This is a genomic window from Paenibacillus sp. GL_099_B (genome assembly GCF_057835695.1).
This window is the reverse complement of the sequence record NZ_CM174430.1, coordinates 5904533-5930099: the sequence shown is the minus strand read 5'-3', so window position 1 is coordinate 5930099 and position 25567 is coordinate 5904533. Positions and strand designations below refer to the sequence as shown.

General features: G+C 46.1%; 26 protein-coding genes and 1 other annotated feature. Of the genes, 16 read left to right on the top strand and 10 right to left on the bottom strand.

Annotation, left to right across the window (positions count from 1 at the left end; all coding sequences use genetic code 11):
- Window positions 1-66 precede the first annotated feature (66 nt).
- A complete protein-coding gene (gene lipA, locus AC3ITG_RS26895) occupies window positions 67-966 on the top strand; it encodes a lipoyl synthase (protein ID WP_413373529.1) in 900 nt (299 codons plus the stop codon).
- On the top strand, window positions 963-1364 hold the full coding sequence (locus tag AC3ITG_RS26890) for a YutD family protein (RefSeq protein ID WP_413373527.1): 402 nt from the start codon (window positions 963-965) through the stop codon (window positions 1362-1364). Before lipA ends, AC3ITG_RS26890 begins: the two co-directional genes overlap by 4 nt.
- Before the next feature lie 28 nt (window positions 1365-1392).
- On the opposite strand, the gene AC3ITG_RS26885 is transcribed toward AC3ITG_RS26890, so the two are convergent.
- Window positions 1393-2196: an NAD kinase gene (locus AC3ITG_RS26885; RefSeq protein WP_024634403.1), complete on the bottom strand. Its 804-nt coding sequence runs from the start codon at window positions 2194-2196 to the stop codon at window positions 1393-1395.
- A 104-nt stretch (window positions 2197-2300) separates the two neighbouring features.
- Window positions 2301-3554, bottom strand: a complete 1254-nt coding sequence (gene ylbJ / locus AC3ITG_RS26880) for a sporulation integral membrane protein YlbJ (RefSeq protein ID WP_489251873.1) — start codon at window positions 3552-3554, stop codon at window positions 2301-2303.
- Window positions 3555-4116: 562 nt separating this feature from the next.
- Between ylbJ and AC3ITG_RS26875 the strand changes: the two genes are divergently transcribed.
- A complete protein-coding gene (locus AC3ITG_RS26875; protein ID WP_489251872.1) occupies window positions 4117-4494 on the top strand; it encodes a globin domain-containing protein in 378 nt (125 codons plus the stop codon).
- Window positions 4495-4530: 36 nt separating this feature from the next.
- Window positions 4531-5262, top strand: coding sequence for a DUF2225 domain-containing protein (locus AC3ITG_RS26870; RefSeq protein ID WP_489251871.1), 732 nt, complete (start codon window positions 4531-4533; stop codon window positions 5260-5262).
- A 17-nt stretch (window positions 5263-5279) separates the two neighbouring features.
- Here AC3ITG_RS26870 and AC3ITG_RS26865 read toward each other — a convergent pair whose 3' ends face one another.
- Window positions 5280-5513, bottom strand: coding sequence for a hypothetical protein (locus tag AC3ITG_RS26865; RefSeq protein WP_063566143.1), 234 nt, complete (start codon window positions 5511-5513; stop codon window positions 5280-5282).
- The gene (locus AC3ITG_RS26860; RefSeq protein WP_064506463.1) at window positions 5510-5680 is read right to left on the bottom strand and encodes a YycC family protein; all 171 of its coding nucleotides are present in this window, start codon (window positions 5678-5680) and stop codon (window positions 5510-5512) included. The genes AC3ITG_RS26865 and AC3ITG_RS26860 overlap by 4 nt, the downstream gene beginning before the upstream one ends.
- Before the next feature lie 118 nt (window positions 5681-5798).
- Here AC3ITG_RS26860 and AC3ITG_RS26855 point away from each other — a divergent pair, with 118 nt between their 5' ends.
- Window positions 5799-7598, top strand: a complete 1800-nt coding sequence (locus AC3ITG_RS26855) for a M3 family oligoendopeptidase (protein WP_489251870.1) — start codon at window positions 5799-5801, stop codon at window positions 7596-7598.
- A gap of 272 nt (window positions 7599-7870) precedes the next feature.
- Window positions 7871-8284: an O-methyltransferase gene (locus AC3ITG_RS26850; protein WP_413373518.1), complete on the top strand. Its 414-nt coding sequence runs from the start codon at window positions 7871-7873 to the stop codon at window positions 8282-8284.
- An 80-nt stretch (window positions 8285-8364) separates the two neighbouring features.
- Here AC3ITG_RS26850 and AC3ITG_RS26845 read toward each other — a convergent pair whose 3' ends face one another.
- Both AC3ITG_RS26845 and AC3ITG_RS26840 read right to left on the bottom strand, forming a co-directional pair.
- Window positions 8365-8598, bottom strand: a complete 234-nt coding sequence (locus tag AC3ITG_RS26845) for an alpha/beta-type small acid-soluble spore protein (RefSeq protein ID WP_017692382.1) — start codon at window positions 8596-8598, stop codon at window positions 8365-8367.
- Between the two features lie 202 nt (window positions 8599-8800).
- Window positions 8801-9775, bottom strand: a complete 975-nt coding sequence (locus AC3ITG_RS26840; RefSeq protein WP_489251869.1) for an aldose 1-epimerase — start codon at window positions 9773-9775, stop codon at window positions 8801-8803.
- Between the two features lie 249 nt (window positions 9776-10024).
- Window positions 10025-10291, top strand: a binding site (T-box leader).
- A gap of 64 nt (window positions 10292-10355) precedes the next feature.
- Here AC3ITG_RS26840 and trpS point away from each other — a divergent pair.
- On the top strand, window positions 10356-11348 hold the full coding sequence (gene trpS, locus AC3ITG_RS26835; protein WP_489251868.1) for a tryptophan--tRNA ligase: 993 nt from the start codon (window positions 10356-10358) through the stop codon (window positions 11346-11348).
- A 105-nt stretch (window positions 11349-11453) separates the two neighbouring features.
- Here the strand turns inward: trpS and AC3ITG_RS26830 are convergent, their stop codons facing one another.
- On the bottom strand, window positions 11454-11651 hold the full coding sequence (locus AC3ITG_RS26830; RefSeq protein WP_489251867.1) for a hypothetical protein: 198 nt from the start codon (window positions 11649-11651) through the stop codon (window positions 11454-11456).
- A gap of 120 nt (window positions 11652-11771) precedes the next feature.
- Here AC3ITG_RS26830 and AC3ITG_RS26825 point away from each other — a divergent pair, with 120 nt between their 5' ends.
- Window positions 11772-11990, top strand: coding sequence for an alpha/beta-type small acid-soluble spore protein (locus tag AC3ITG_RS26825; protein WP_017692386.1), 219 nt, complete (start codon window positions 11772-11774; stop codon window positions 11988-11990).
- Window positions 11991-12095: 105 nt separating this feature from the next.
- Here AC3ITG_RS26825 and AC3ITG_RS26820 read toward each other — a convergent pair whose 3' ends face one another.
- Window positions 12096-13076, bottom strand: a complete 981-nt coding sequence (locus AC3ITG_RS26820; RefSeq protein WP_413373510.1) for a metal-dependent hydrolase — start codon at window positions 13074-13076, stop codon at window positions 12096-12098.
- A gap of 253 nt (window positions 13077-13329) precedes the next feature.
- On the opposite strand from AC3ITG_RS26820, the gene cyoE reads away from it, so the two are divergent.
- Together cyoE and AC3ITG_RS26810 are read left to right on the top strand one after the other, a co-directional pair.
- Window positions 13330-14259, top strand: coding sequence for a heme o synthase (cyoE, locus tag AC3ITG_RS26815; RefSeq protein ID WP_489251866.1), 930 nt, complete (start codon window positions 13330-13332; stop codon window positions 14257-14259).
- Window positions 14260-14490: 231 nt separating this feature from the next.
- On the top strand, window positions 14491-15102 hold the full coding sequence (locus tag AC3ITG_RS26810; protein ID WP_053783327.1) for an SCO family protein: 612 nt from the start codon (window positions 14491-14493) through the stop codon (window positions 15100-15102).
- A gap of 80 nt (window positions 15103-15182) precedes the next feature.
- On the opposite strand, the gene AC3ITG_RS26805 is transcribed toward AC3ITG_RS26810, so the two are convergent.
- Window positions 15183-15530: a toprim domain-containing protein gene (locus AC3ITG_RS26805; protein ID WP_024631255.1), complete on the bottom strand. Its 348-nt coding sequence runs from the start codon at window positions 15528-15530 to the stop codon at window positions 15183-15185.
- A 505-nt stretch (window positions 15531-16035) separates the two neighbouring features.
- Window positions 16036-17211: an MFS transporter gene (locus AC3ITG_RS26800; protein WP_489251865.1), complete on the bottom strand. Its 1176-nt coding sequence runs from the start codon at window positions 17209-17211 to the stop codon at window positions 16036-16038.
- A gap of 217 nt (window positions 17212-17428) precedes the next feature.
- On the opposite strand from AC3ITG_RS26800, the gene AC3ITG_RS26795 reads away from it, so the two are divergent.
- The 6 genes from AC3ITG_RS26795 (at window position 17429) to AC3ITG_RS26770 (ending at window position 25567) form a co-directional block, all read left to right on the top strand.
- On the top strand, window positions 17429-17884 hold the full coding sequence (locus AC3ITG_RS26795) for an ATPase (protein WP_489251864.1): 456 nt from the start codon (window positions 17429-17431) through the stop codon (window positions 17882-17884).
- 69 nt (window positions 17885-17953) lie between these two features.
- Window positions 17954-19051, top strand: a complete 1098-nt coding sequence (locus AC3ITG_RS26790; protein WP_489254537.1) for a transglutaminase domain-containing protein — start codon at window positions 17954-17956, stop codon at window positions 19049-19051.
- A gap of 105 nt (window positions 19052-19156) precedes the next feature.
- Window positions 19157-21181 carry a peptidoglycan D,D-transpeptidase FtsI family protein gene (locus AC3ITG_RS26785; protein WP_413373502.1) on the top strand — a complete coding sequence of 675 codons (2025 nt, stop codon included), beginning with the start codon at window positions 19157-19159 and terminating at the stop codon, window positions 21179-21181.
- Between the two features lie 366 nt (window positions 21182-21547).
- The gene (locus AC3ITG_RS26780; protein ID WP_489251863.1) at window positions 21548-23527 is read left to right on the top strand and encodes a peptidoglycan D,D-transpeptidase FtsI family protein; all 1980 of its coding nucleotides are present in this window, start codon (window positions 21548-21550) and stop codon (window positions 23525-23527) included.
- Window positions 23528-23730: 203 nt separating this feature from the next.
- On the top strand, window positions 23731-24714 hold the full coding sequence (locus AC3ITG_RS26775) for a metal ABC transporter solute-binding protein, Zn/Mn family (protein WP_489251862.1): 984 nt from the start codon (window positions 23731-23733) through the stop codon (window positions 24712-24714).
- A gap of 31 nt (window positions 24715-24745) precedes the next feature.
- Window positions 24746-25567 (top strand): metal ABC transporter ATP-binding protein, encoded by an 822-nt coding sequence (locus tag AC3ITG_RS26770; protein WP_489251861.1) that lies wholly within the window; start codon window positions 24746-24748, stop codon window positions 25565-25567.

Below are 25567 nucleotides of genomic sequence, written 5' to 3'. Positions count from 1 at the left end.
CAGCGCTTTCATGGTATAATATGTTCCGAGCAACAGCCTAACTTCAGTAGAAAGAAGGTTTATGCATTGGCTAAACGTGTTAAAGAACCGAAACCGGACTGGATTCGGATCAAATTGACAACCGGCGATAACTATCAGGAAATGAAAACGATGATGCGTTCCAAAACGCTGCATACAGTATGTGAGGAAGCACGGTGCCCGAATATTTATGAATGTTGGGCCAATCGGACGGCTACTTTTATGATTTTGGGCGACATTTGCACACGGGCATGCCGTTTTTGCGCGGTGAATACCGGCTTGCCAACGGAACTTGATTTGCAGGAACCAGAACGTGTGGCAGAAGCAGCAGAACAGATGAATCTGCAACACTGCGTAATTACAAGCGTGGCGCGTGATGACCTGAAGGATGGAGGAGCGACGATCTTTGCGGAGACGGTCAAGGCCGTTCGTCGTCGTTTGCCTTTATGTAGCGTAGAAGTGCTGATTCCGGACTTTTTGGGTGACCGGGATTCCTTGCAGATTGTGATGGATGCCAAACCGGATATCTTGAATCATAACATCGAGACCGTTGAGCGGTTATCGGACAAAGTCCGTGCCAAGGCGAAATACAAGCGTTCACTCGAACTGCTTGCTCGTGCCAAGGAAATGCAGCCAAATATCCCAACGAAATCGAGCATCATGCTTGGTGTAGGTGAGGAATATCAGGAAATTTTGCAAACAATGGATGATCTGCGCGCTGTGGATTGTGATATTATGACGATTGGTCAATACTTGCAGCCATCAGAGAAACATCTGTTTGTGGAGAAGTATTATCCGCCAGAAGAGTTCGCATCATTGAAGCAGGAAGGACTGAAGCGTGGATTCAGCCACGTCGAATCCGGACCTATGGTCCGCAGCTCCTACCATGCCCATGAACAAGTGAAATCTGCTGCGAAAAATACTGAAAAGGCGGCATCTCACGCATGATGGAGGAGACAGGTTTGGAAGAAGAAAAAAGTTCAGAACAGATTCAGGAATCGGTTCAGGAGCCTGTCCAGGACGAACCCAAAGAACCGGTTATTGTTCAAATCGGCGGAAAGAATTATGAAATCGTGCAGAACCACAAAGAAGGCTGGAATCCTGAAGTCTTCCGCGATCGTTACAGCGAAGTGCTGGAGCGGTACGATTACATTATTGGGGACTGGGGTTACAGCCAGCTGCGGTTGAAAGGTTTTTACCGGGACAACCATCCCAAAGCAACGAAGGATTCCACGATCTCCAGCATGGTGGATTATATCAATGAATATTGCAATTTTGGCTGTGCGTACTTTGTGCTTCAGAAGAGCAAAGATCAGCCTCAAGCCAAAGCAAAAAGCGGTTCCTGAGAAGGACCGCTTTTTTTGTTGCGTGTATTTAGTCCAAAAAAGCTGTGCGAACCCTGTTCCAAAACGGATAGGGCCGGAAACGGGCGAAGCTGACCTTGTGACGGGCCACCTGGCAGCGTACGGATATGAGATCTTCCACCATAACGTTTACGTGGTCAATGGTAAGCAATAACCGCTGATCCTTGCGTGAGAAGATATCACAGTGATGGTGCTTGGGCAAAATAACCGGTGAACCCAGCGTCCGATAGACGCGGTTATTGATTGAAGCAATCTCGGCGATCTGAATAGCCTCGATTGTGGGATGCACCATGGCGCCGCCAAGCGCCTTGTTGTATGCCGTACTGCCTGAAGGTGTCGATACACAGATACCGTCTCCCCGGAACATCTCAAACGTCACGTCATTAATGTCGACCTGAGCAACGACCGTACCGTCTACACCTTTTAACGTAAATTCGTTCAGTGCGATATAAGAGGTATTGCCCGACTTTTTACGAATCTCAAGCTCCAGCAGCGGATACTCCACAATCCGGGGTTTGAGTCGTTCCGGGTCTCCTTTGCCGCTCATCAATCTAACCAGTTCCCGTAATTCTTCCTTCTTCCAATCGGCATAAAAGCCGAGATGGCCTGTATGAACCCCAACAAAAGCAATGTCCGGGATGCGGTCGATGAAATTGTGAAATGCTTGCAGCATCGTACCATCGCCTCCGATGGAGATGACAATCTCCGGCGATTCTGCATCCAGCTTAAACCCTTCCTCTTTTGCCAGCGCATGAAACTGCTGACTGAGATCAATCGATAACTGGTCTCCGCGGTCTTGAACATAGTATCTCAAGATGAAAGCTCCTTTGTGGTCATTATACTACCGATGATAATCAATTCCAGAGAAGAACACAATGTTGGATTGATATTCAGTTGAATATGAACGCACAGGATGGCTTATTTTTTCATACGTCGAGGTAAGAAAAAGGGACTTATTAGAGAAAGCATGAGCAGTAAAAGTAATACGCCTCCAAGTACACCTACTCCCGAAAACAGGATCTGTCCCCAGTCTGGTGTATACGAAAATAATTCTGGCTTGGCACCCGTTTGGAACAAAACAGGCCATTCCGAATCACCCATCATAGGCATCCATAGCAAAAGTACAAGTATGGGGGCAATGAGAGCATGGATTGCTCTGGCAAACAGAAAGGGGCCATATCTCATTGGTGTGTTGCTCAGGACACTCATAATCTGGGCATGAACGGATAACCCGCCCCAGGAGAGGACGAAAGCAGCAGCAGCAGCTTTGTACACAAGCGGAATGGATATGCCCGCCCCTCCTGCTTCCTTGGCTCCCAAAGTGACTTCGAATAATCCGCCTACGAGACTGTGGGATAAGGCAGGGGGGAATCCTGTATATAGAAGCAGTTGTTCCGTAATGGCATATAATCCACCTAGCCATCCGGTTTGAACGAGTAATTCCATCATAACGGAGAAGAATACAACTAACCCGCCTACGATAATAATAAGGCGAAGGGATGAGGAGACTGCCTGGCGCAGCAATTCACCAAATGCCCGTCCGTCAGCCTTTCTTGCCTCGTGCATTGCATAAATGGCTCGAAGCAGTCTGTTTCTGTGTACCTCTTCAGATGCGGAGGGAGAGTCGATGATCGACTGTTTATCCTTTACGGAGACTCCGCCATGGAACCGCATGAGCAGGCCCACAAGAAATGCAGCACCATAATGTGATGTGACCAGTACGGGAGCGATAGCTACATTATGAAAAAAACCGACCGATACGGCTCCAATCATGAAGATGGGATCGGATGATGTGGTGAAAGCAACGAGGCGTTCACCTTCTTCCCGAGTAACTAATTTTTGTTCCCACAATTGTGCAGTCAATTTGGCTCCAGTGGGATAACCGGAAGCGCAACTGACAGCAAACACAAAGCCGCCGCTTCCGGGAACGCGAAATAGCGGACGCATCAATGGATTTAAGAGGGTACCCAAAAAATGAACAATGCCGAAGCCAAGAAGCAGCTCGGATAGTACCAGAAAGGGAAAAAGGGAGGGGAAAAGCACGTCCCACCAAATGGATAGTCCACGTACGCCTGCATGCCAGGTTTCCGCAGGAAACAGCACCATCAATACACACAGGATCAGGAGAGCTAGTGGGATCAGGACATGGGTGATTCGTTGTGAAGCGGCCATGAATTCTTCTCCTTTATTTTTGGAATGGTCAGTGTGCAGCAGATCGCTGGTGCTTTTGCCATCAATATATGAGACAAAGCGGACAAACAGTACAAATTAATGTTTAGAAAGCGCTTGCAAAAGTGGCTGTCTTTTTAAGAGATGTATGCTAAAATGATAAAAACGCCTGAACGTCACCTAATTACCTAGAAGGTGGAATTAAATCGGATGGAGTGATGATTATGAGTCTTGTCACCGGAATCCTGGTTTGTGCTTTTGTTTATGTTATACGTGCCTCGCTTGTGCGCTCTGAAGAAGAGGACTGGCGAAGTTATTAATGAAATATCTGGTGCGCCAAACCTCATGTTTGGCGCTTTTTTTGTGTCTTCTGTATGAGATAGACCTGTATGAGACATGGCTATGTGGGACCATAACCCTTTTATGTTATATAGGACTTTTGGGATTTTTTTGATAGAATGAAGATTAAGGCGTTCGTGGCCTTGTTCTTCTATCTCCTTTCATAATTAAGCATGGGAGTGTAATATATGTCAAAATTCGACACCTGAAAGGAGGGGAAAGCGGAATGAATCCTAGTTTGAGTATCTATGACAATCTTGGTGGAGAGGCAGGCGTTCGCGCACTGGTCGAAGCTTTTTATCCGATTGTTCAGCAGAATGAGAAGCTGGCATCTCTTTTTCCGGAGAATATTCAGCCGGTAATGGACAAGCAATACATGTTTTTGTCTCAATTCTTCGGTGGTCCTGCATTGTTTTCCGAGGCTTTTGGTCATCCGATGATGCGTGCCCGCCATATGCACTTTGAAGTAACGGTTGAACGGGCAGAAGCCTGGCTTGCATGTATGGATCAGGCGTTGACACAAGTTGGTGTGGAAGAGCCTTTGCATTCTTTTGTCCTGCAGCGATTGTCGGGGCCAGCACATCATTTTGTGAATACACCTTAGTTCCGATTACAAGCTTATGGGAGAGGGATGGAATGAGTGGAATTAGAGCCTCTGTATAAGGTAAAGGTGAAGTGTCATTATTGCGAGACTGAGTATGATACCTCACGCGTAAGACCAAGCTTAAAACGGCCATATCGGACGGATTCCGATTTTTGCGCGTATTACAAGCGGGAAAATCCAGATTTCTATGTTGTTCGAATCTGTCCGAAGTGTGGATTCGCTTCGACAGAGAATTCGACGGAACAATTGAACGATAAACAGCGCAAGGCTTTCAAGGAGCAGATCGGCAATCGTTGGGTGAAACGAGGCTATAGCGGAGCGCGGACACTGGAGCAGGCGATGGATTCATACAAGCTTGGATTGCTGTGTGCTCAGGTTATTCAGGAGAAAGATCGTGTCGTTGCCGGCCTGCTGCATCATATTGCCTGGTTGTATCGTTACATGGAGGATCATACCCAGGAAAACCGTTTTCTTGAATTTAGCCTTGAGGCTTATGTAAAGGTTTATGAACGGGAAGGTACTGGCGGGAATGAAGCCAAGCTGTTGTATCTGCTGGGAGAGTTGAACCGCAGGGTAGGTCGATTCCATGAGGCTGTAAAATGGTTCGGCAGGGTCATTCATGACAAGCGCATTACCGATGCTGCCATGATTCGTGCTTCACGGGAGCAGTGGGCATTGCTGCGGGAACAGATGATTTCGGGCAAGCTGGAATTGCCAGATGAAATGATTGAAGCAGACAAAGAGGCTGCGAAACGCAGCCCCATTTGATAAGTGACAGTTGTTCTCTAATTGCGGACAGGACGACTGGATAGCAGGTAATCACTATCGTTGTCGATCACAGTCATGCTGGCATTACAACAAGGAAAGACCAGTAATTTCTTTTTGCCTTCGCGAATGCGTACAAGCTCCTTCGGTTTGAGTGGCAGCAGTACATTGTTTGCATGGCAGTACGGACATTGCTGTACATAAATGTCCCCCATTACAATATCGTAAGGCCAGCTGTTCTCAAAGGGGATCATTCTTGCTCGCCTTCCGTAGAGGCAGGTTTAGCCGCTTCTTCTTTGGCCAACTCGGCGATTTTCTGCATCAGAATATGCTGCGGCATATGCATCAGATGTTCGAGAGGAACACCCAGAGATTCTGCTAATTTGACGGCTGTGTCAGCCGAGACTTGTAAAGGTTTCATACGATTACCTCCTGAAAATAGCTTAAACTATTTCTCTAGTATAGAGATATAGCGCTTATAAAACCAGTTCTAATTCAAGGTTAATTATCCATTCTACTGAGAGAGGTGCCTTATTTAAATGAAAACACCATTACAACCCGTCTGGGATCTGGAGTCCATCTTTAGTGGAGGTTCTGCCTCCGAGTCGTTCGCTGCGTATTTGATTGAGCTGGAGCAGGATGTACGCAAGCTGCAAGCCCTTTTGAAAGAAACATCTGCACCCAAGTCGTTGGAAGAAACGAATGCGTTTGATCCGATCCTGGCATTGCTTCAGAGCTGTTATATCCGAATTTCGGAAGGGTCGGCATTTGTGTCCTGTCTTTCTTCACAAAACCAAAAGGATAAAAAGGCAGTTCAGCTTCAGGGAACCATAAGTTCTCTTAGCGCGATGTTCAACAGCACCAAGTCCCAATTCGATAATACGCTTAGCCAGACGACAGACTCTGTATGGGAAGCATGGATTGCCCGGGAGAATATTCGGCCGCTTGCCTTTGCATTGAACGAAAGCCGCACGCAAGCTCGTGAGAAACTGTCTCCTGAGCTTGAAGGCCTTGCGCTTGATTTGGGCGTGGATGGTTACCATGGCTGGGGCAAATTCTATAACACCATTGTGAGCAAGGTTAACATTCCATTTGAGCAAAATGGTGAAACGGTTATGCTGTCCGCAGGCCAGGCTTCCAACAAGCTGAGCGACAGTGACCGGAATGTGCGCGAGACTGTATTCGCCAATTGGGAACAAGCTTGGACCGATGTCGAAGACTTCTGTGCAGATACATTAAACCATCTGGCAGGCTTCCGTCTCAAATTGTATGAGAAGCGCGGCTGGGATGATATTCTCAAGGAACCTTTGGCGATCAATCGGATGTCGCGTCAGACGCTCGATACAATGTGGAACGTAATTAACGGTGCCAAACCTGCATTGGTTCGATATTTGGAGCGCAAGGCAAAACTGCTTGGTGTGGAAAAACTCAGCTGGAGTGACGTGGATGCACCTGTAGGCAAGTCGGGTGGAAAAGTCACATATGACGAGGCAGCCATCAATATTGTTGATCAATTCGCCAAGTTCAGTCCCAAACTTTCCAAATTTGCAGAGATGGCGTTTGAGAAACGTTGGATCGAAGCAGAGGACCGTCCTGGCAAGCGTCCAGGGGGATTCTGTACGTCCTTGCCACTCAGCAAAGCAACACGTATTTTCATGACCTTCTCTGGAACGCCGTCGAATGTGTCGACACTTGCCCATGAACTTGGTCACGGATATCATCAGCACATTATGGAAGAACTGCCGGCCTTGAATCAACGCTACGCCATGAATGTGGCGGAAACGGCATCTACCTTTGCTGAGTTGATTGTAGCCGATGCACTGGTTCAAGCAGCAACGGATGAGCAAGAGAAGCTTGCTCTGCTCGAAGACAAGATTCAACGAAGCGTTGCATTTTTCATGAATATTCACGCTCGTTTCCTGTTCGAAAATCGGTTCTATGAGCAACGCAAACAAGGTTTGGTGAATGCAGATGAGTTGTCCAAACTGATGGTGGAAGCACAGCAAGAAGCGTTCTGTGGTGCGCTTGCATCCGATCATCCGCATTTCTGGGCATCCAAGCTGCATTTCTATCTGACAGGTGTACCATTCTACAACTTCCCGTATACGTTCGGATATATGTTCAGTGCAGGCATATACGCCAGAGCGCAGGAGGAAGGCACGGCATTTGCCGATAAATACGATGACTTGCTGCGAGATACGGGCCGAATGACGGTAGAAGAACTGGCTCAGAAACATCTGGGTACAGATCTCACACAACCTGATTTCTGGCAAAATGCAGCGAACCTGGTCATTGCCGATATTGATCAATTTCTTGAGATGACAGAATCCGCAAAATAGTATTCCTATATATGTAATGGGGCTGCAATCCTGTGTAAATACACACGGGGTTGCGGCCTTTTTTGTGTTTTTTAAAGTTAAGCTCCCGCTAAATAATTTGTCGCAATTAAGAGAAATAACTCGCTAAAAGGACGCAAAATGGCAATTAATTGTGCAAATTATAGTTATAATTACCCAAGTTTGTTTGTCTTTGTTGAATGACCACATTTGTTGTCATATAATGAGTCGTAAGTCCTTGTTTTGAAGGATGAAGTGCATAAAGGAGGAGCGTTATGGTAAAAATTGACCAGCTTTCATTAGCACGACAGTTGGATCTGGTGTTCAAAGAGCTTGATCATGAATTATCAGGGTTAGATTCAGGTGTAGTTTTTGTGCAAATACGAAATAATGTAATTGGAAAGTTTGGGATTCGACATAATCCGATAACCGGACGTGACGGTCAAATGGAAGTGGAGGACGGTGGACTAAACGAAACCCAGCGCTCTTCTTTCCGCGCAATGGCACTGGAGACTTTGAAATTTAAGCGAAATTGGACTCATGGGGAAATTGCATTTGATTTTACAGTAAGACAAGGCATGATTCTGGTTGATGCCACGATGGAGTCCAACTATAATATGGCGAACCTGATGATTCGTTATCCAAGAACCAATACATACATGGATTCAGGCATGGAGTCGTCTTCATAATTGTAATGAGCACACAGGAAAGCGGCACTTCCGAGGAAGGCCGCTTTTTGTTCTTGCATATACGAGCACAAATTACGAGCTTACGAACGACCCGATAATTGCTGCTCAGCGATTTGTACCAGACGTTTAGTGATGTAACCACCCAGAGAACCTGTCTCACGGGAAGTGTAGTTACCGTAGTAACCGTCTTGGGGAATAGTTACACCCAGCTCTTGTGCAGCTTCAATTTTCAATTGTTGCAATGCTGCTGTTGCTTGGGGAACAACCAGATTGTTGGAGCGGCTTCCGCTACCTTGGTTTTGACCTCCGTACATGTGTGTCACCTCCTTATGGCTTGGTGATGTTAGTATGGTTAGAGAATGAGGAAATATGCATGATATGGCGTAAGGTATAATTTGGATAAAAGAGATGAGATATAACATGGAAAAAGCCGATCCAGTATGGATCGGCTACGAAGAATAAAAGGGAAATATAGGGGCTATGTCCCATAGAAGGCCCCTGAGAGTGCAAGAGTTACTACTCGGTTGGGGGAACAATCTCAATACGTGTAAATAGCTCAACTGGCTGTTCAGGTTCCAGACGAATCAGTCCCGTTTGCTCGTCTGTTAATTTCAAATTGGGTGCATCAGGGAGCCATGTGTAGGGTTCAATGCATAGAAATTGATCGGATTCGCCCTTTGTAAAGAGGACCCAATGTTTGAAATATGCTTCATCCGCTGAATATTTCAGCGTATATCCATCCTGCCTGCGCAAGTGAGCTACCGCTGGTTGCCCTTCGGCAGCTTTCAAAATAGTATCCCAGTTTCGTCCTTGCATGTTCGTGCCATCGTTCAAAGAAGACCATTCTCCGAGAGATTCAATCTCACCTGTAGGCAGTTGTTCTTCATTCTGAGCGTAAATTCCGGACACAGGAAGTTGAAGTGTCCATTCGGCAGGTTTGCCGTCAAGCAGAAACCATGTATGATATCCCATTCCAAAAGGAGCAGGAGTAGAGCTCAGATTGGTCACACGCAGACGCTGGCTTAACACCGCGTTTTGTAGTCTGAACGTCATCTTAAGCTTCAAAGGAATTGGAAATTGAGCCATCCAATGCTCTTCATTTTCAGTTAATAATTCCGTTGTAATTGCACAGCCATCTTCATCTTCTTCGATGTCGCTGACACACCAGGACTGGCTGCGGTGGAGGCCGTGAATATGGTTGTCATTGGCCGTATTCTGATCGAATTGGTAATGAACTCCCTCATATTCGAATTGTCCTCGATGAATGCGGCCTGGCGGAACAAGAAGCGGAACGCCGAAGTGATACGGCTTCTGCAAATAAAAGGCAAGTTCGTCTTCTTCCGGACTGCGAACGACATCGCGGCCCTGCACCAGATCGCGAATCGAAATAATATTATTTCCAAGACGCGGCAGCAGGGTAATCTCCAATTCACGGCTATGTAGGATATACGTGTCGTAACCATTCCATTGGCCTTTGGTCACTTTTTTCATATCGATGCTCCTTTTCCCACTTGAAATCTGTCTGCAAACGACCATTCCTATATGCCGTTGCAGGCGTGTCATTGTGTACATGCCACTTATCCCATTAGCATACCGAATGAATGCTGGTAATTAGGATAAGCAATTCCATCATAACAGATTTCTGTGAAGTGGGTAAAAAAAGCTATTCCCATTTTGACATTCTGCTCCGTGCGGATTAAGATGGTATTCTGAACGAAGTGTTTTATTTAATGAATTATAATCAAAGCGATGACAGGGACAAGTAAGCCAAGAGAACTCTCTTCAGAAAGCCGATGGATGATGTGAATCGGTGTGAACTCTTTACCGAATGGACCTTTGAGTGCTGGTTTGAACAGGCGATGTCTGGAGCTTGGACTACCCTTAGTAGAATCGGACGTATACTCCACGTTACGGAGAAATGAAGGCATTTCTTCTACATGATCTAATCAGGTCTTGAGGATTGGAGAAATGCGAATAAGGGTGGCACCACGGTCTCACGTCCCTTGCGGATGTGGGGCCTTTTTGCGTTCGCGGAGAATAGGAACAAACAAATAGGGAGGCGTTATGTGAAATGAAAACAGTACTTTCGGGTATTCAGCCGAGTGGCAAGCTCACATTGGGCAACTACATCGGAGCAATTAAAAACTTTGTGAAATTGCAGCATGACTATCAATGTCACTTCATGGTGGTTGATCTTCACGCTGTAACGGTAGCTCAAGAGCCAGCAGCGCTGCGTGAGCAGTCTGAGGCGGTAGCTGCATTGTTCATCGCAGCTGGAATCGATCCTACGAAATCCAATGTGTTTCTGCAATCCCATGTACCGCAGCACGCGGAATTGGGCTGGTTGATGACCACCCTGACTTCGATGGGTGAGCTCGAACGCATGACTCAGTTCAAGGACAAATCATCCGGTAAAGATTCTGTTGGCGCCGGACTGTTTGTATATCCTTCATTAATGGCTGCTGATATTTTGCTGTATAATGCTGATCTTGTGCCAGTAGGCGAAGACCAAAAGCAGCATCTGGAACTGACACGCGATTTGGCGGGACGTTTTAACCATCGTTATGGTGAGTATTTCACGATTCCAGACCCTTATATTCCACAGGTGGGTGCTCGTGTAATGTCACTGGACGATGCTTCTTCCAAAATGAGCAAAAGTAATCCCAATGCAGGCAGCTACATCGCCTTGCTTGATCCGCCAGATGTGATCCGCAAAAAAATTAGCCGTGCCACAACCGATTCTGGTCGTGAAGTTGTATATGATCCGGCAAACAAACCTGAAGTCAGCAACCTGATGAGTATCTACGCTGAATGCGCAGGTCTGACATTGAACGAAGTAGCGGAACGCTATGAAGGCAAAATGTATGGACCGTTCAAAAAAGAACTGGCTGAAGTGGTGGTATCCGTTATTGAACCTTTACAGGAACGGTATCGTGAGATTCGCGAGTCTGGCGAATTGGCCGACATTCTGGAAACTTCAGCTCGTCGCGCAGAAGCGGTGGCTTCCCAGACACTTAATGCGGTTAAAGAACGCATGGGGCTTGTTCCTAGACGTACGTTGTAGTAGGACGAGGCAAGTAACTTAAAGTAAATGAATTGTTCACATAATAAAGAGGAGCCCTATTGGGGCTCCTCTTTATTATCGTACTATCCTATGAAGTTTACTGGGTCAAGAGGCGGTTTCTGAAGTGGTACGTGCTTCACGACGCTCTTTCTTTGCGCGAATAACGAATCCCCAGCCGATGTTGGCAACGGACACGATAAACAGCAGCGTAGCCAACCAGCCGGAGTAAGAGATCATAATCGCCGTAACCGCTAACAACATAATCGAAGAGAATGCAAACCATAGCGATAAACCTTTGCTCATTGGGAAAAACCTCCATATAGAAATTTGATGAAATTCCGTATAACCTGATGCGCACGAGCCATAATAATCTTGCAAGCTTGCAATTACATTACAGACACAGATTGAAGGGAGATTTTAAATATGGCTCAAGGATCTCGTTCTAACAACTTGGTGGTACCTCAAGCAAATTCAGCACTGCAACAATTGAAAATCGAAGCTGCACAGGAACTGGGTGTAACTATCCCACAAGACGGTTACTACGGTAACTACACTTCCCGTGAGACAGGATCTCTGGGCGGGTATATCACCAAACGTCTGGTACAAATCGCTGAGCAGTCTCTGGCTGGGTCTGGCAAATAATTATTATAACCAAACAGCAACAAGCAGAAGCCCGGAGCGGTAACGCTCCGGGCTTTCTCGCGCATTCGTTCCTATGTCTGATTGTGCCCTTCCATGCACCTTTCGTCAAGAGCGTGCGGATAAAAGTTTTTTATCCATTTTCTCGTCACTTAACCAGCCGACATACGTATCAATCGTTTCGAAATTTCGATCCATAACGACTACAGCGACAAATGGATATTGTTTGCGGTGTCGATAACGTACATCTGCCCAGCGAACCTTGTATCCTGCTGGTAATTCTTCCACCTCTGCAACAGCATAGGAGGTGAAGTACAGAAACGCAGTGACTTCAGGAGAGTTGCGTGAGGCGGCGACAGCCGCGTGAGTGGACGATGAAGCATGGAGATTCCAGGTTAAGACGGAATGATCCATTTTGCCAATCTCATAACTGCCGTCTTCATATCTTTTCACCACATGCCATCGGTTCCAGGATATCGTTGGGATGACCATGTAATGAGCCTCAGAATTATTTTTGTCGAGTCGCTTCACCTGTCTAACAGCCATAGCACGTGCTATTGTCCGCCATACATAATACAAGCCAATCAAAATATACAGTGAAACAAAGAGTGGAGCAGGAGCAATCAGATCGAAAGCCCATAACAAAATGGCCAGCACATGTGTGGTAAACAGAAACGGATCAAAAATATGAATGATGTTCCAGGCAATCCAGCGTTCAGTAAAAGGCCGTGCTGCCTGAGTTCCATAGGTATTGAACAAATCGGTAAAAACGTGAACGCATACAGCGACAGCAGTCCAAGCCGCGACGTGTCCAACAGCGACACCCGGGAAGATCAGTGCAATGACACCGGTGATGAGCAGAACCCATAACAGGAGAAATGGCAGTGAATGAGACATACCCCGGTGATTCCGAATGTAGAGCGAGTTGCTTTTGAGACGTAACGCAGTGTCGATGTCAGGAGCCTGCGAGCCTGCAATGGTGCCAACCATGACCGCAGCTGCGAGCATGGGACTCGTCGCGACAACAGGATCGACATAAGCCAGACCGGCCAAACCAATCCCCATGACAAAATGTGTAGAAGTATCCATAAACGTCTCCTTTGTGTGGTGTATCGTTAATGCGAGTTGCTTCTCTATCTAGGTGATACCCATATATAGTGTATATTATCCGCCTACCGGGAAGCAAAACACTCTAATTTGCAAAGAAATGACAAGAACCTGCTCAATTGACAGCAATTGTACGAGCATTGTCAAACTCTTTTTCCTTTTCCTGTGATAAACTTTATATCGGAGGCAGAGAGAGAAACCTCCATGAGATCAAGAAGAAGGGGGATTCACAAGCGTGGACAATCCATTGAGATACCAGGCTTCTTCCGATTCGGCAACACGATCTGCGCCTCCGATGAAATCAGGGACGTGGAAAGATTTTATCCATATTACGAAACCGGGCATTCTTCGAACCAACCTTATTGCGGTTTTTGGTGGCTTTTGGCTTGCATCCCAGTGGGACGTCGACTATGGCAAGATGGTGCTGACCCTGCTTGGGATGGTACTGATTATGGCTTCTTCTTGTGTATTTAACAATTACTTTGACCGTGAACTTGATCTCAAAATGGAACGTACCCGCAACAGGTCCTTGCCAACAGGACGTTTAACACCCAAAGTCGTTCTATCCTATGCCATTATTTTGGGTGTGATTGGATTATCCGTACTCTTTTCCTTCTCCGGGGTACTTGCCGGATTATGCGGCATTTTTGGCATGTTTGTCTATGTGATTATGTACACCCTTTGGTTAAAGCGTTCGTCGACATGGAGCACCTCCATTGGCGGTCTGTCTGGTGCAATGCCGCCAGTCATCGGGTATGTTGCAGTAACCGGACGGATGGATCTTGGTGCATGGCTTCTTCTGGCCATGTTGTTTTTATGGCAGCCTCCACACTTCTGGGCGCTCGCGATCCGCAGGGTAGAAGATTATCGGGCTGGTGGATTTCCGCTATTACCGGTTGTAAAGGGTATTGAACGGACCAAGATTCAGATGATCCCTTATCTGGTTTTGCAAATCTTTGTCCCAGTCCTCATGTATGCTTACGGATACGCAGGCATCTTTTATCTTACCGTTTCACTGATACTTTCCGTGCTGTGGCTGTACTACGCACTTAAAGGCTTTCGTGCACAAAATACAGATGCTTGGGCCAAAAAGGTATTCCTTTACTCCATTAACTATTTATCCTTGAGTTTTATATTGATGATTCTGGATACAGTGCACAAATGAGCAGAATGAAATGCTTTAATAAACATTAGATGGGCACGGGTCCGTGGAACAGCTACAATAACAAGGGGGCCCATTGTCGGTTGGGTTCTTGGTATACATATGCATCAAAGTGGTATGGGAATGAGGAAATGGCATTAAAAACACGATCCAGAGTCCGTAAATTTTATAGAGAACCGTTAAAACTTTATGTATGCGTATTCATACGATCTGATATCGGAAGGGACGATAATGATGCTGAAAAAGTATAAATGGACATGGATGCTGCTAGGGCTTGCGCTGATTATGGCGGTGTATTTAATGTGGGGCACCGTATTTGCCAGCAAGGAAAAGTTACCCGAAATTCGGGAGATTCAATCCTTTTCGATGGAAAATGTGGATGGAAGCACAGTATCTCTGGATGATACCAAAGGCAAGGTGCGTTTGTTCTACTTTTATTTCACCAGTTGTCCGGATGTGTGCCCAATTACGACGTTTACGTTATCCCAGGTGCAGGATCTGTTGAAAGAGGACGATACCTTTGGCAAGGATGTCTCATTTGTGTCCATCTCGTTTGATCCGAAAGTGGATACCAAGGAGAAGATTAAGGAATTTGCAGATCGATTCCACGCGGATTATGAAGGCTGGTACTTCCTGCGGGGGGATATGGATCAAACGAAACAGCTCGCAAGGGATTCATTCCAGATCCTCATTGAGGGTGAGAACAAGGACGATTTTGCCCATATGAACATGATTGGATTGGTGGATCGGAATAACCAGTTGCGCAAGGTATACAATGCGTTTAATACAGAGGATGTTGAACCAGCAGTCATTGCGGAAGACATTCGCAATCTGATCAAGGAATAAAGATGCGTTCATTATAATCGCCAAATAAAGAGGCTGCTTCCTGGGTTGAATGAATACCCTGGCGAGCAGCCTCTTACGGTTTAAAACGATGGGAATTCAGGATATTGGATATACGATTCCAATCCGGCTTTCTCCAGCTGGGCGATGATGTATTCATCGGGAGTTCCCTCTACACCCGCATAACCGCGTCGTGTATACATCTGTACTGCATCCGGAAAGGCATCTCGCAGCACACCCCTGATTTTTTTACCCGAACTGTCATTATCCATAAATAAGTAGACCTCATCGTAACCAACCTGTTTGCGCAGCGACTCAAGTTTGAGAGAATTCAGTGTTCCAAACGTGCACAAAATGTTGATTTCGGGTCCTACAAGACGTTTTAGTTTGCTGCGGTCATTTTTACCTTCCACAATGACATGAATAGGCATCATATTCACCTCTTGATCGAGAGCTTGTGTCGACATTCCCCGGGAAATGTTGCAGCGAAAATCGACTGGAATATATAAAATGGACTTCTAATTTTTACATGGCGACTACGCTGACAGAAATCTCTCTGATTTCTAACTTCTTTTTCACATTCTGAGGTGAGTGTCTCAGCAACAGTGGACGTTCCGTTTACGGATCGTTCTTTCGATCGCTGTTGCCTCCAAATGTTTTGAATTTATTTTTGAAAGGTATAACATCTGGAGTCAAAGGCGAACGCTACCGCTTCTTCAGAATCGATTCCGTCCCCTCCACTACTTCCGCTGATCGTCCATTCCTAATGAGGATATTTAAGAAGAAATCTTGAAGATGAAGAAGTCACCTCGTTTGTGTGTAAAACATCAGTCCATTTTATATAGTTTAGCTGTAAATGGGGGAATGATGCAAAGCCAAGAAAAATACAAGCCTTTCTGTTGTTAAAGGGTTCGGACATAGATCATCTTGATACGGTTAACCCAGTATGCTTTTGGGATCAGATAGCGAAGCTTCGCGTCTGGCTGTGAAGTAAGGGAGCAGCATAATACCGATCATTAATAATACAAAGCCAATGAAATATGGTGATAGACCCACGCGAAGCTGTCCTGCTGTGATTGGGCCGATGAAAGAACCAATTGAGGTAGCGATAGATTGCAAAGAGAAGATGCGACCCAGCTTGTTTCCGCCGCTTAAATGAATAAACAGTGTTGCCATGGCAGGGAAAATAATGCCTTTGGACATCCCCAGAACGAAGAGCACGGAAGACAACGGAATTTGTGGTATCGCCGCCATAGCAAAGAAACATAAAGACATTAGCAGCACACCTGCAATCAACCGCAGTTTGGGAGAATAACGGTTGAGAAATAGCATGCTCAGGGTAAATAGTGCTCCAATACTGATAATGGAAAACAAAAGTCCGGTAGACATCATGGACGAATGTCCACCTCCACGCAGAGGCAGTTCAAAAAAAAGAATTCCTTGGGCACAAGCAATGACAAGGGGCAGAGCAAAGTATCGCCAGGATACGGGCAGGAATTTTCTTTTTTCTTCAACCAGGTTGCTAGGCATGGCGGGCTCGGTCATTACTTCGTGCTGAACTTCAGCCAAGCCTTTGGGCATGGATAACCATGCGATAACGCCGGACAGAATGAGCAGATAACCGAGACTCGCAAAGGTGGCGGAAAATCCTAAAGCTCCGACGATTAATGCGCCTGCGGCGGGGGAAACCACGGATGCCAGCGTATGTACGACGCCATGGCCTGACATGTACTTGCCTTGCTTGATTGGATCACTTGACAGTTGCGCAAGCAGTGCGAGACAGGCCGGAGACAGAAAAGCAAGTACAAACCCGCTGATGGAGCGCAGGGCGAGCAGCTGCCATGGTGTATGGATTTGCGCCTGGATAAGCAAAATGATGCCTGCACCCAGCAAACTGAATACAATGTAACGACGACTGCCATGTTTGTCGATTTGGGTTCCGGCAATCAGATTGCCTGGGAGATGAGTCAAGGAATAGATGCCCATCATCCAGCCGATGAAGGTCGGGGCCGCCCCGAGCGAGATAGCGAAAGGGGTCAAGATTGGATACTGTGCGTGCAGATCAAAAACAGCAAGGAACAAAAATAGATATAGCCAGATGGCCGTTTTCACATAAGCCCCTCCTTGTTAAGCGATGCATGTTCAATAACTGGTCATGCCGTGTTCCCCGTTCCTTTGGACAGAACCTCATGGTACTACTTGTACGCCCGGCGGGACGAACTTAGACCGTTTATTTTTACATAGGAGGGCTTAGCTGACAGCAGCTTCGGAAATCATGTATAATATTCGGGAAGTGTTAATAATCAACTCTAATACGGAAGGTGTAGTCATGAACATAGAAGTAATCAAAGAGTTTGTGATGCAGAACTGGCTGGTGATCGTGGTTGCGTTGATCATTTTGTTCTTTGTTCTGAATGTGGTCAAAACCGTATTGAAATGGGCGATTGCCATCATCATTATTGCGGCTCTACTGATATACAGCGGCATCTCCATTGATCAGATCAAACAGACAGTTACTGACGTCCAATCGAGTACGATGGACACATTGAAGAAGGAAGCGACCAGCATGATGCTCAAGGAAGCTTCCAAAGCAACATACACCAAGGGACAGGATGGAGCATTTACCATCACAAGCCCCAATGTGGAGATTAAGGGTAGAACGAATTCGGATAAAGTCGATGTTACATTTCGGGGGATCTCAGTGGGTGAATGGAATGTCGACAATGAAACGATACGAACTTTTGTCAAACAGGCACAGGAGAACGGAACAGCACCGGCTTCGTAGTAAAGGAGGAATGGATACGTGCTGCAAAGTTGGCTGGATAGTCTGAAAGAATTCAACGGCATAACGATTATGCTGCTGCTGATTGTGGCCGCTTCATTGCTTCAGGGGTGGTCCAGAGGTGCTTCGCGTTCGGCAGGAAGACTCTTTGGATTCCTCATGGATGGCATTATGGCGGTCATTGGTATTCTGTTATCCATCGGTTTAACATTATGGCTTGCGCCATATGTTCAGCAATGGTTGTCTGTGCATGCGGCAGACATGCCAAACCGTGAATTAAACCGATGGGAGCAGATGTATTATACATTGATTACGGCCATTGCCGATTTTCCGCTGATGCGGTTTGCCGTGTTGTTTGTGCTTAGTTATGGCTTCATCCGATTGATTCTCGGATTGCTCTCTTCCTTTATTTTCAGCAGAAGATACAGTTCAGCAGAGCAAGAGAGCAGACCAAAAGGATTTTTCAGCCGCTTTACGGGTGCTGTGATCGGTACAGTCATTGGCTCAGTCCGTGGGATGATTGTGATTGCTGTGTTGTTCATGATTGTCAGTCTCTATCCGGGCAGCATGTTTAGTCGCTATGTAGAGGCTTCGCCCATTTATATGCAGGGGGCCAAATCCGTTATAGAGCCATTATCAGGTACATTCATCAAGGACAAGCTGCCCGTGTTTACTCAAGCGGTCCAAAAGGAACTTGGCGCGATCCTGCAACGCAAATATGAAGTCATTGACCATAACATTCCGGCGGATATTGAATCTGCGGCAAAAGAAATTGTGAAAGGGCACACGACAGATGAAGCCAAAGCCAGGGCATTATATGACTGGGTAGGTTCTCGCATTCAGTATGACTATGGTAAAGTGGATGACTATGAGCAAAAGGGCATATGGCATGAGCAAACGCCACAAAATACATTTGATACACGTCAAGGCGTATGTATCGATTACGCTCGTCTATATGCAGTCATGGCTCGTTCACAGGGTCTGGAAGCCAAAGTGGTTACAGGTCTTGGTTATAACGGGCAGGGTGGATATGGTCCGCATGCTTGGAATGAAATATATTTGAGTGATTCGGAAAGTTGGATTCCGCTTGACCCCACTTGGGCGATTAGTGGTGATTGGTTCAATCCTCCTAACTTTGCCGATACCCATCTGAAAGATCAATCAGCTTAACATTACGCCGGACATGGGTCCGGGAGATGACGACGTTGCCAGGTTATCATGCCGAGGCTGTACAGCCTGGACGGTATGCATCAAGTCATGAAAGAGGTAGGATGAATGAAAAATCATTCAAAAGAGAAGGACGAACATACGGACAAGCGGCGCTTCAGTTACCGGATGAACGTATTTTTCTTCGCTTCCTTTGTTATTTTTAGCGTTATTATTGTACGGCTGGCATTTTTGCAATTCGTGGAAGGGCCTGAGCTCAGTCAGGAGGAAGCGAGCAATATTACCAAAGATGTACCGCTCGCTCCCGTGAGAGGAACCATCTATGATTCCACAGGTGAGGTGAAGCTGGCTTACTCCAAGCCGATTCAATCCTTGTATCTGACCTTATACAAAAATTATGGAGATGTAGATGGTAAACCCAATCCGAATATAGCGGAAGTGGAGGACATCGCCACCCGGCTGCATGATGTTTTTGAGCAGTATAAGAAAAAGGATTCCGAGGCCCTTACGGTCGATAACATCTTAGAAGCAATGGACCTCAATTCGCGTAAAGCGAATGGGTTCATGCCACGTCTGATCAAGAGTGATCTGTCCGATGAGGAAGTAGCCTATTTTCTGCAGCACAAGGATGAATTCAAGGGAATTCAGATTGTAGAGGAAAGTGTGCGCTACTATGATCCGGATACGGTAGCCGTTCAGACGATTGGTTATCTCAAAAAGTTCAAAAGCTCTAAAACACTCAATAAATACAAAGAGGTCGATGAGGCCAATAAAAAGCAAACGGACCCAGGTCTTGTATATACCGAGAATGAGTTTGTTGGCTTCGATGGACTGGAACTGCAATATCAGGATGTTCTGCGGGGGAAAAGCGGTTATAACTCCGTTGATGTTGACTTGCGGAACTTGCCTGAAGGTGTAGCAGGTTCTACCCCACCCGAAAAAGGGTATGACCTAATTACAACCATTAACAAAAATGTTCAGGTGAAGACAGAACAGGCGATTCTGGATCAACTAAGCTGGCTTCATTCACATCCGGTTTCTGGTAAGCTGCATCCGAATGCCAAAACAGGTTTTGCGGTAGCGATGGAAGTGGATACAGGGAAGATTGTTTCGATTGCCAGTATGCCAGATTATGACACGAATATCTGGAGAACGGGTAGTATTAGCAACGATCAATATGATGACATCAAGTATGTATACCAAAATGGTACAATTCGTTCGTTCCCGCCCGACGATTCTAAAAAACGAGCTGAATCTATCGTATTACTTGGTTCAACGATTAAACCGCTTAGTGTATTGATCGGTTTGAAAGAAGGATTTTTCACCACAAATACGGTTTATTCAGACAGAGGTTCAACGACTTTCGGTGGAGATAACCGCAGAGTCCAGAACTCATCAGGACACGTGTATGGTTCGTTAACACCCCATGATGCCATTCGACATTCCTCAAACGTGTTCATGATTGACGAGATTGGCAAGAAGCTTTACTCCCAATATGGTGCAGAGGGAATCAATGTTTGGGATAAATACATGAAGCAGTTCGGTTTGGGTGTATCTACTGGGGTTGATCTGCCGAATGAATTCTTGGGTATTCGGGATTATATGAACACCGATGAAAGTTCACTAACTCGACTTGTTTACGGTTCCTTTGGACAACAAGGGAAATATACAACGATGCAGCTGGCACAGTATGCTACGATGCTAGCGAATAAAGGAAAACGTATGGAACCACAATTAGTCAGTGAGTTCCGTGATTCGCAAGGCAATGTGGTTGAGAAAATGAAACCGAAAGTGCTCAGCACAGTCGATTTTAATGATGCTTACTGGAATGAAGTACAGCGAGGCATGGCAACCGAAGTAACGGCGTTTAGTGGATTCCCTTATGACTTTGCAAGAAAAACAGGTACATCCACACAGTTAGTCGGAGGCAAATTGGTGGATAACGGGGTGTTTATTGCTTACGCTCCACGCAACAATCCGAAGCTGGCTGTAGCTGTGGTCATTCCGGAAGGGGGCTTCGGTTCGAACAGTGCGGCTCCCGTAGCACGTGCGATCTTCGATGCGTATGATGAGGAGTTTGGTCTGGACGGTGTACCGAAAAAAGATAAAAATAAAGAATCAGATACGCAGTAATGTGAGTCTTTGATTCAAAGAGGGGACCCTTTCGAGGGTCCTTTTTACGTTTGTCAGGACTGAGAGGCCACTTTCCCACAAGCTGCTGCAAATCAGTATGTAACAAACATCGTTTATGACACGTTTATATAAGAGAATGAAAATTTATTTCAAGAGTAAAGAGATTAACGATATGTCTGTATTGACATCGTTTCGAAAGAATCGGCATATGTCTCTCCTGTTTACGAAAATGTAACCAAAATCTGGAGGACATGGCAGTTGACCTTTGATAGACTTGTAGAAGGAAAGGTATGTTATTTGAACCGATTGATGCAATATGCGTGATAGATGAATCTACTTTTACATAAGAACGGAGAGGCTTATCCCATGTTTAACCGATTGAGGAAAAAGAAAATGTCCAATGAAGATACACCAGTCAACAACAAGCCGTCTAGTGTAAGAATGAATATGTTTTTTTTCGCTGCGTTTGTGATATTCAGTATCCTAATTTTTAGGTTGGCCTTTGTACAATTTGTCGAGGGACCTGAACTGACCTATATGGAAACCAGCCGTAATACCAAAGATATTCCGCTCGCCCCTGTTCGTGGGCCAATCTACGATGCGACAGGGGAAGTTGCGCTGGCTTATTCGGAACCTGTGCAGTCCCTCTATGTATTGTTGTATGAGGATTATAGAAATGATGACCGCAAGCAGGAGGCGCAGGGACTTGCTGGTGAACTGGCGGCTGTGTTTAAACAGTTTAATCCGGGTGACAAAGAACAACCAGATGCAGAAGAGATCATGAAGCGACTGGATCTGGATTATCAGAAGACTTTTGGGTATGTACCAAGGTTGGTTAAATCCGATTTAACAACCAAAGAGATTGCCTATTTTATGGAGAAAAAAGCAGAGTTTCCAGGCGTTATGGTTCTTGAGGAAAATGTCCGAAGGTACGACCCAGATGGGGTAGCCGTTCAAGTGATTGGATATACAAGAGAATTCAAACGGGCGCCGGATACACTTAAAAAGTATAAAGCCATTCGGGAATCAGCAAGTACCCAGCGTGACCCGGGTCTTATTTATCACGAAGAAGAGAAGGTAGGCTTTGACGGCTTGGAGCTGCAATATCAAGAAGAACTTCGTGGACGAAGTGGCTACCAGTCCATTGATATTGATGCACGAAATTTGCCGGACGGGACGATGAATCTGACTCCACCTGAAAAGGGATACGGGCTTGTAACAACGATCAACAAGGAAATTCAGATGGTTGCACAACAAGCTATTACAGATGAATTAAGGAAGTTGCCTAAAGCTATAACGGGATACGCGGTAGCCATGGAAGTGGATACAGGCAATGTAGTGGCTATGGCGAGTATGCCGGACTATGATCCGAATGATTGGGATTATGAGAAGATCAAGTATGTATTCCGCAACGGAACCACGGAGTCGTTCCCTCCTAATGAATCAGGTAAAAAGGCCGAGTCCGTTATTTTGTTGGGTTCCGTTATTAAGCCTCTTAGTGTACTAATTGGGTTGAAAGAAGGTCTGTTCAGTACAGGGCAAACCTATTATGACCAAGGCTATGCTACATTAGGCAAAGATGGAAGAAAGGTTAGGAATTCACACTCGGCATTTAACGGCTCTATTACGGCGAGAAGAGCGATTGAGAAATCTTCTAATGCTTTTATGATCGATATGGTGGGTAAGGGTCTCTATAACAAATATGGGGCGACCAAGGGTGTAAAAGTGTGGGACGAACATATGAAAGAGTTCGGTTTAGGCGTGTCTACAGGAGTTGATCTTCCGAAAGAGTATCTGGGTACTCTGGAATATAATAGTAAAAATAATGAATCAGGTTTGACACGTCTCGCTTTTGCCTCATTTGGTCAGCAAGGTAAATATACAACGCTTCAACTTGCACAATATACCACGATGCTTGCGAATAAAGGCAAACGGATGGAGCCTCATTTAGTAAAGGAAATCCGTGACGCAGAAGGCAATGTGGTGAAGAAAATTAAACCAAAAGTGTTAAACGAGGTTGATTTTGCTGATGCATACTGGAATGAAGTGCATAAGGGTATGGTCACCAAAGTAAGCTCGTTTGACGGTTTCCCCTACGATTATGCGAGAAAAACAGGAACCTCGGAGCAGGGAACAGGGCCGAACAAAAAGGAAAACGGAGTATTTATCGCTTTTGCGCCACGGGATAATCCCAAGCTGGCTATAGCCGTTGTTGTACCCGAAGGTGGATTTGGATCGGTCAGTGCGTCTCCAATCGCACGCAAAATCTTCGATGCATATGATGAAGTTTATGGCCTTGATGGGACTCCAAAAGGGAAGAAAGATCAGGGAAAAGATACAGAGTAACGTGAAGCAACGCAAAGGAATTAGGACTGATAAGCGAAAAAGACAAGCAAGCTAAATAAATCGCCAATATACTCATTTGGACAGGCAGGGGAAATTATCCCTTGCCTTTTTATTTTGCATCGGCTAAAATTTGCACAAGGGAAACATTATTAGTCTAGTATAAATTTTAATACCTTGTACAACAAAATTAGATGAGGACAATTATGTTAGGAGAGGGAAAGGGGCGGTTTGAATTGTTGATGGTGAAGATGAGGAGCATTCAGAGAGGGTTGATGACGCTGGCTGCTGTTGTTCTGGTTATCGTGCTAACAGCATGCTCAGGTGCAGCGGAAACAGGAGGTAGTGAAGGGAAGGTACGGGTCACAGCCACAACAGGCATGATTGCGGATGTAGCGCGTGAAGTCGGCGGGGCATATGTTGATGTGACCGGGCTGATGGGCCCAGGGGTAGATCCTCACTTGTACAAGGCTTCGCAGGGAGATATTCGGAAGCTGGAGCAAGCGAAGGTCATTTTCTACAACGGGCTGCATCTTGAAGGAAAAATGACAGACATCTTGGAGAAAATGTCCAAGAGCAAAATAGTAACAGCTGTCACGGAGAAAATTCCGGTGGATGAATTGCGATCAGGAAAAGATACAGGCGGAACTGAATACGATCCCCATGTTTGGTTTGATGTCAGCCACTGGATGCATGCCGCAGAGGCTGTCCGCGATACACTCGTGGAGGCGGACCCCGAACATGGAGAAGCGTACAAGGCCCAGGCAGCGCAGTATCTAACGAAACTGGAAGCATTGGATTCCGAGGTACGGGAAAAAATCCAGGAGATTCCGGAAGCCAGCCGGGTATTGGTCACGGCGCATGATGCCTTTGGATACTTCGGCCAAGCCTATGACATGAAAGTAATGGGGCTTCAAGGAATCAGTACAGCAGCAGAATATGGTGCGAGGGATGTCAGTGAGTTGCGGGATTACCTTGTGGACAACAATATCAAAGCGGTATTTGTAGAATCTAGTGTACCGGCAAAAGCAATGGAAGCGATTATTGCCGGTGCAGCCGAAAAAGGACATACCGTAAGCATTGGTGGTGAGCTGTTCTCGGATGCGATGGGTGCTGAGGGAACAGAAGAAGGAACGTATATCGGTATGATCCGACACAACACTGAGACGATTGTAGAAGCATTAAAATGAGAAACCATATGAAGAGAGGAGTGGATATTGCATGAGCGATGCAATTTTATTCGAGAAATCTCAACCACAACCAAATGCTAACCATCTGAAGGGAACACAGCCAACATCAGCTCCTCTTAGTGTTCGGGATCTGGCGGTGGCTTACCATAAAAAGCCGGTGCTCAGTGGGGTATCTTTTGACATCCCGGAAGGTCAGCTAATTGGTATTCTTGGCCCTAATGGGGCAGGGAAATCAACCTTGATCAAAGCCGTTCTGGGACTAGTGCCCAAAATGCACGGCGAGGTGAAAATTTTTGGTCAGTCCTACCGAGAACAGCGTCGCCGTATCGGCTACGTACCTCAGCGTGAATCTGTTGATTGGGATTTCCCGACTCACGCCCTCGATGTTGTCATGATGGGGCGTTATGGACATCTGGGCTGGTTCCGCCGTCCAGGCAAAAAAGAACGGGATCTGGCAGCTCACTGCCTGGAGCAAGTGGGAATGGGTGATTACATGTACCGCCAGATCAGTCAGCTGTCCGGTGGACAGCAGCAGCGTGTCTTTCTGGCACGGGCACTGGTTCAGGATGCCGAATTGTATTTCATGGATGAGCCGTTTGCAGGTGTGGACGCCACAACGGAAAAAGCTATCATTTCACTTTTGGAACAGTTGAAGAAGCAAGGTAAGACCGTACTGGTTGTTCACCATGATCTGGCGACAGTAGAGGAATATTTCGACCATGTGTTGCTGCTTAATGGAAGGCTGGTTGCAGGTGGACCCACGAATGAAGTATTTGTACCGGATACTTTGCAAGAGACGTACGGAGGCCGGATAGCGATGATCGGAAGCCGGTCGGAGAAAGGCCAGGTGTAG

Coding starts and splice junctions, on each gene's coding strand:
- AC3ITG_RS26830 (WP_489251867.1), bottom strand. CDS start 11,651: ATGAGCAAAGGTTTATCGCTATGGTTTGCATTCTCTTCGATTATGTTG.
- AC3ITG_RS26810 (WP_053783327.1), top strand. CDS start 14,491: ATGCTGAAAAAGTATAAATGGACATGGATGCTGCTAGGGCTTGCGCTG.
- AC3ITG_RS26790 (WP_489254537.1), top strand. CDS start 17,954: ATGCTGCTGCTGATTGTGGCCGCTTCATTGCTTCAGGGGTGGTCCAGA.
- AC3ITG_RS26840 (WP_489251869.1), bottom strand. CDS start 9,775: ATGAAAAAAGTGACCAAAGGCCAATGGAATGGTTACGACACGTATATC.
- AC3ITG_RS26865 (WP_063566143.1), bottom strand. CDS start 5,513: ATGATCCCCTTTGAGAACAGCTGGCCTTACGATATTGTAATGGGGGAC.
- AC3ITG_RS26850 (WP_413373518.1), top strand. CDS start 7,871: ATGGTAAAAATTGACCAGCTTTCATTAGCACGACAGTTGGATCTGGTG.
- AC3ITG_RS26825 (WP_017692386.1), top strand. CDS start 11,772: ATGGCTCAAGGATCTCGTTCTAACAACTTGGTGGTACCTCAAGCAAAT.
- AC3ITG_RS26770 (WP_489251861.1), top strand. CDS start 24,746: ATGAGCGATGCAATTTTATTCGAGAAATCTCAACCACAACCAAATGCT.
- trpS (WP_489251868.1), top strand. CDS start 10,356: ATGAAAACAGTACTTTCGGGTATTCAGCCGAGTGGCAAGCTCACATTG.
- AC3ITG_RS26845 (WP_017692382.1), bottom strand. CDS start 8,598: ATGTACGGAGGTCAAAACCAAGGTAGCGGAAGCCGCTCCAACAATCTG.
- AC3ITG_RS26805 (WP_024631255.1), bottom strand. CDS start 15,530: ATGCCTATTCATGTCATTGTGGAAGGTAAAAATGACCGCAGCAAACTA.
- AC3ITG_RS26855 (WP_489251870.1), top strand. CDS start 5,799: ATGAAAACACCATTACAACCCGTCTGGGATCTGGAGTCCATCTTTAGT.
- AC3ITG_RS26795 (WP_489251864.1), top strand. CDS start 17,429: ATGAACATAGAAGTAATCAAAGAGTTTGTGATGCAGAACTGGCTGGTG.
- AC3ITG_RS26820 (WP_413373510.1), bottom strand. CDS start 13,076: ATGGATACTTCTACACATTTTGTCATGGGGATTGGTTTGGCCGGTCTG.
- ylbJ (WP_489251873.1), bottom strand. CDS start 3,554: ATGGCCGCTTCACAACGAATCACCCATGTCCTGATCCCACTAGCTCTC.
- AC3ITG_RS26875 (WP_489251872.1), top strand. CDS start 4,117: ATGAATCCTAGTTTGAGTATCTATGACAATCTTGGTGGAGAGGCAGGC.
- AC3ITG_RS26860 (WP_064506463.1), bottom strand. CDS start 5,680: ATGAAACCTTTACAAGTCTCGGCTGACACAGCCGTCAAATTAGCAGAA.
- AC3ITG_RS26785 (WP_413373502.1), top strand. CDS start 19,157: ATGAAAAATCATTCAAAAGAGAAGGACGAACATACGGACAAGCGGCGC.
- AC3ITG_RS26890 (WP_413373527.1), top strand. CDS start 963: ATGATGGAGGAGACAGGTTTGGAAGAAGAAAAAAGTTCAGAACAGATT.
- AC3ITG_RS26775 (WP_489251862.1), top strand. CDS start 23,731: ATGTTAGGAGAGGGAAAGGGGCGGTTTGAATTGTTGATGGTGAAGATG.
- AC3ITG_RS26780 (WP_489251863.1), top strand. CDS start 21,548: ATGTTTAACCGATTGAGGAAAAAGAAAATGTCCAATGAAGATACACCA.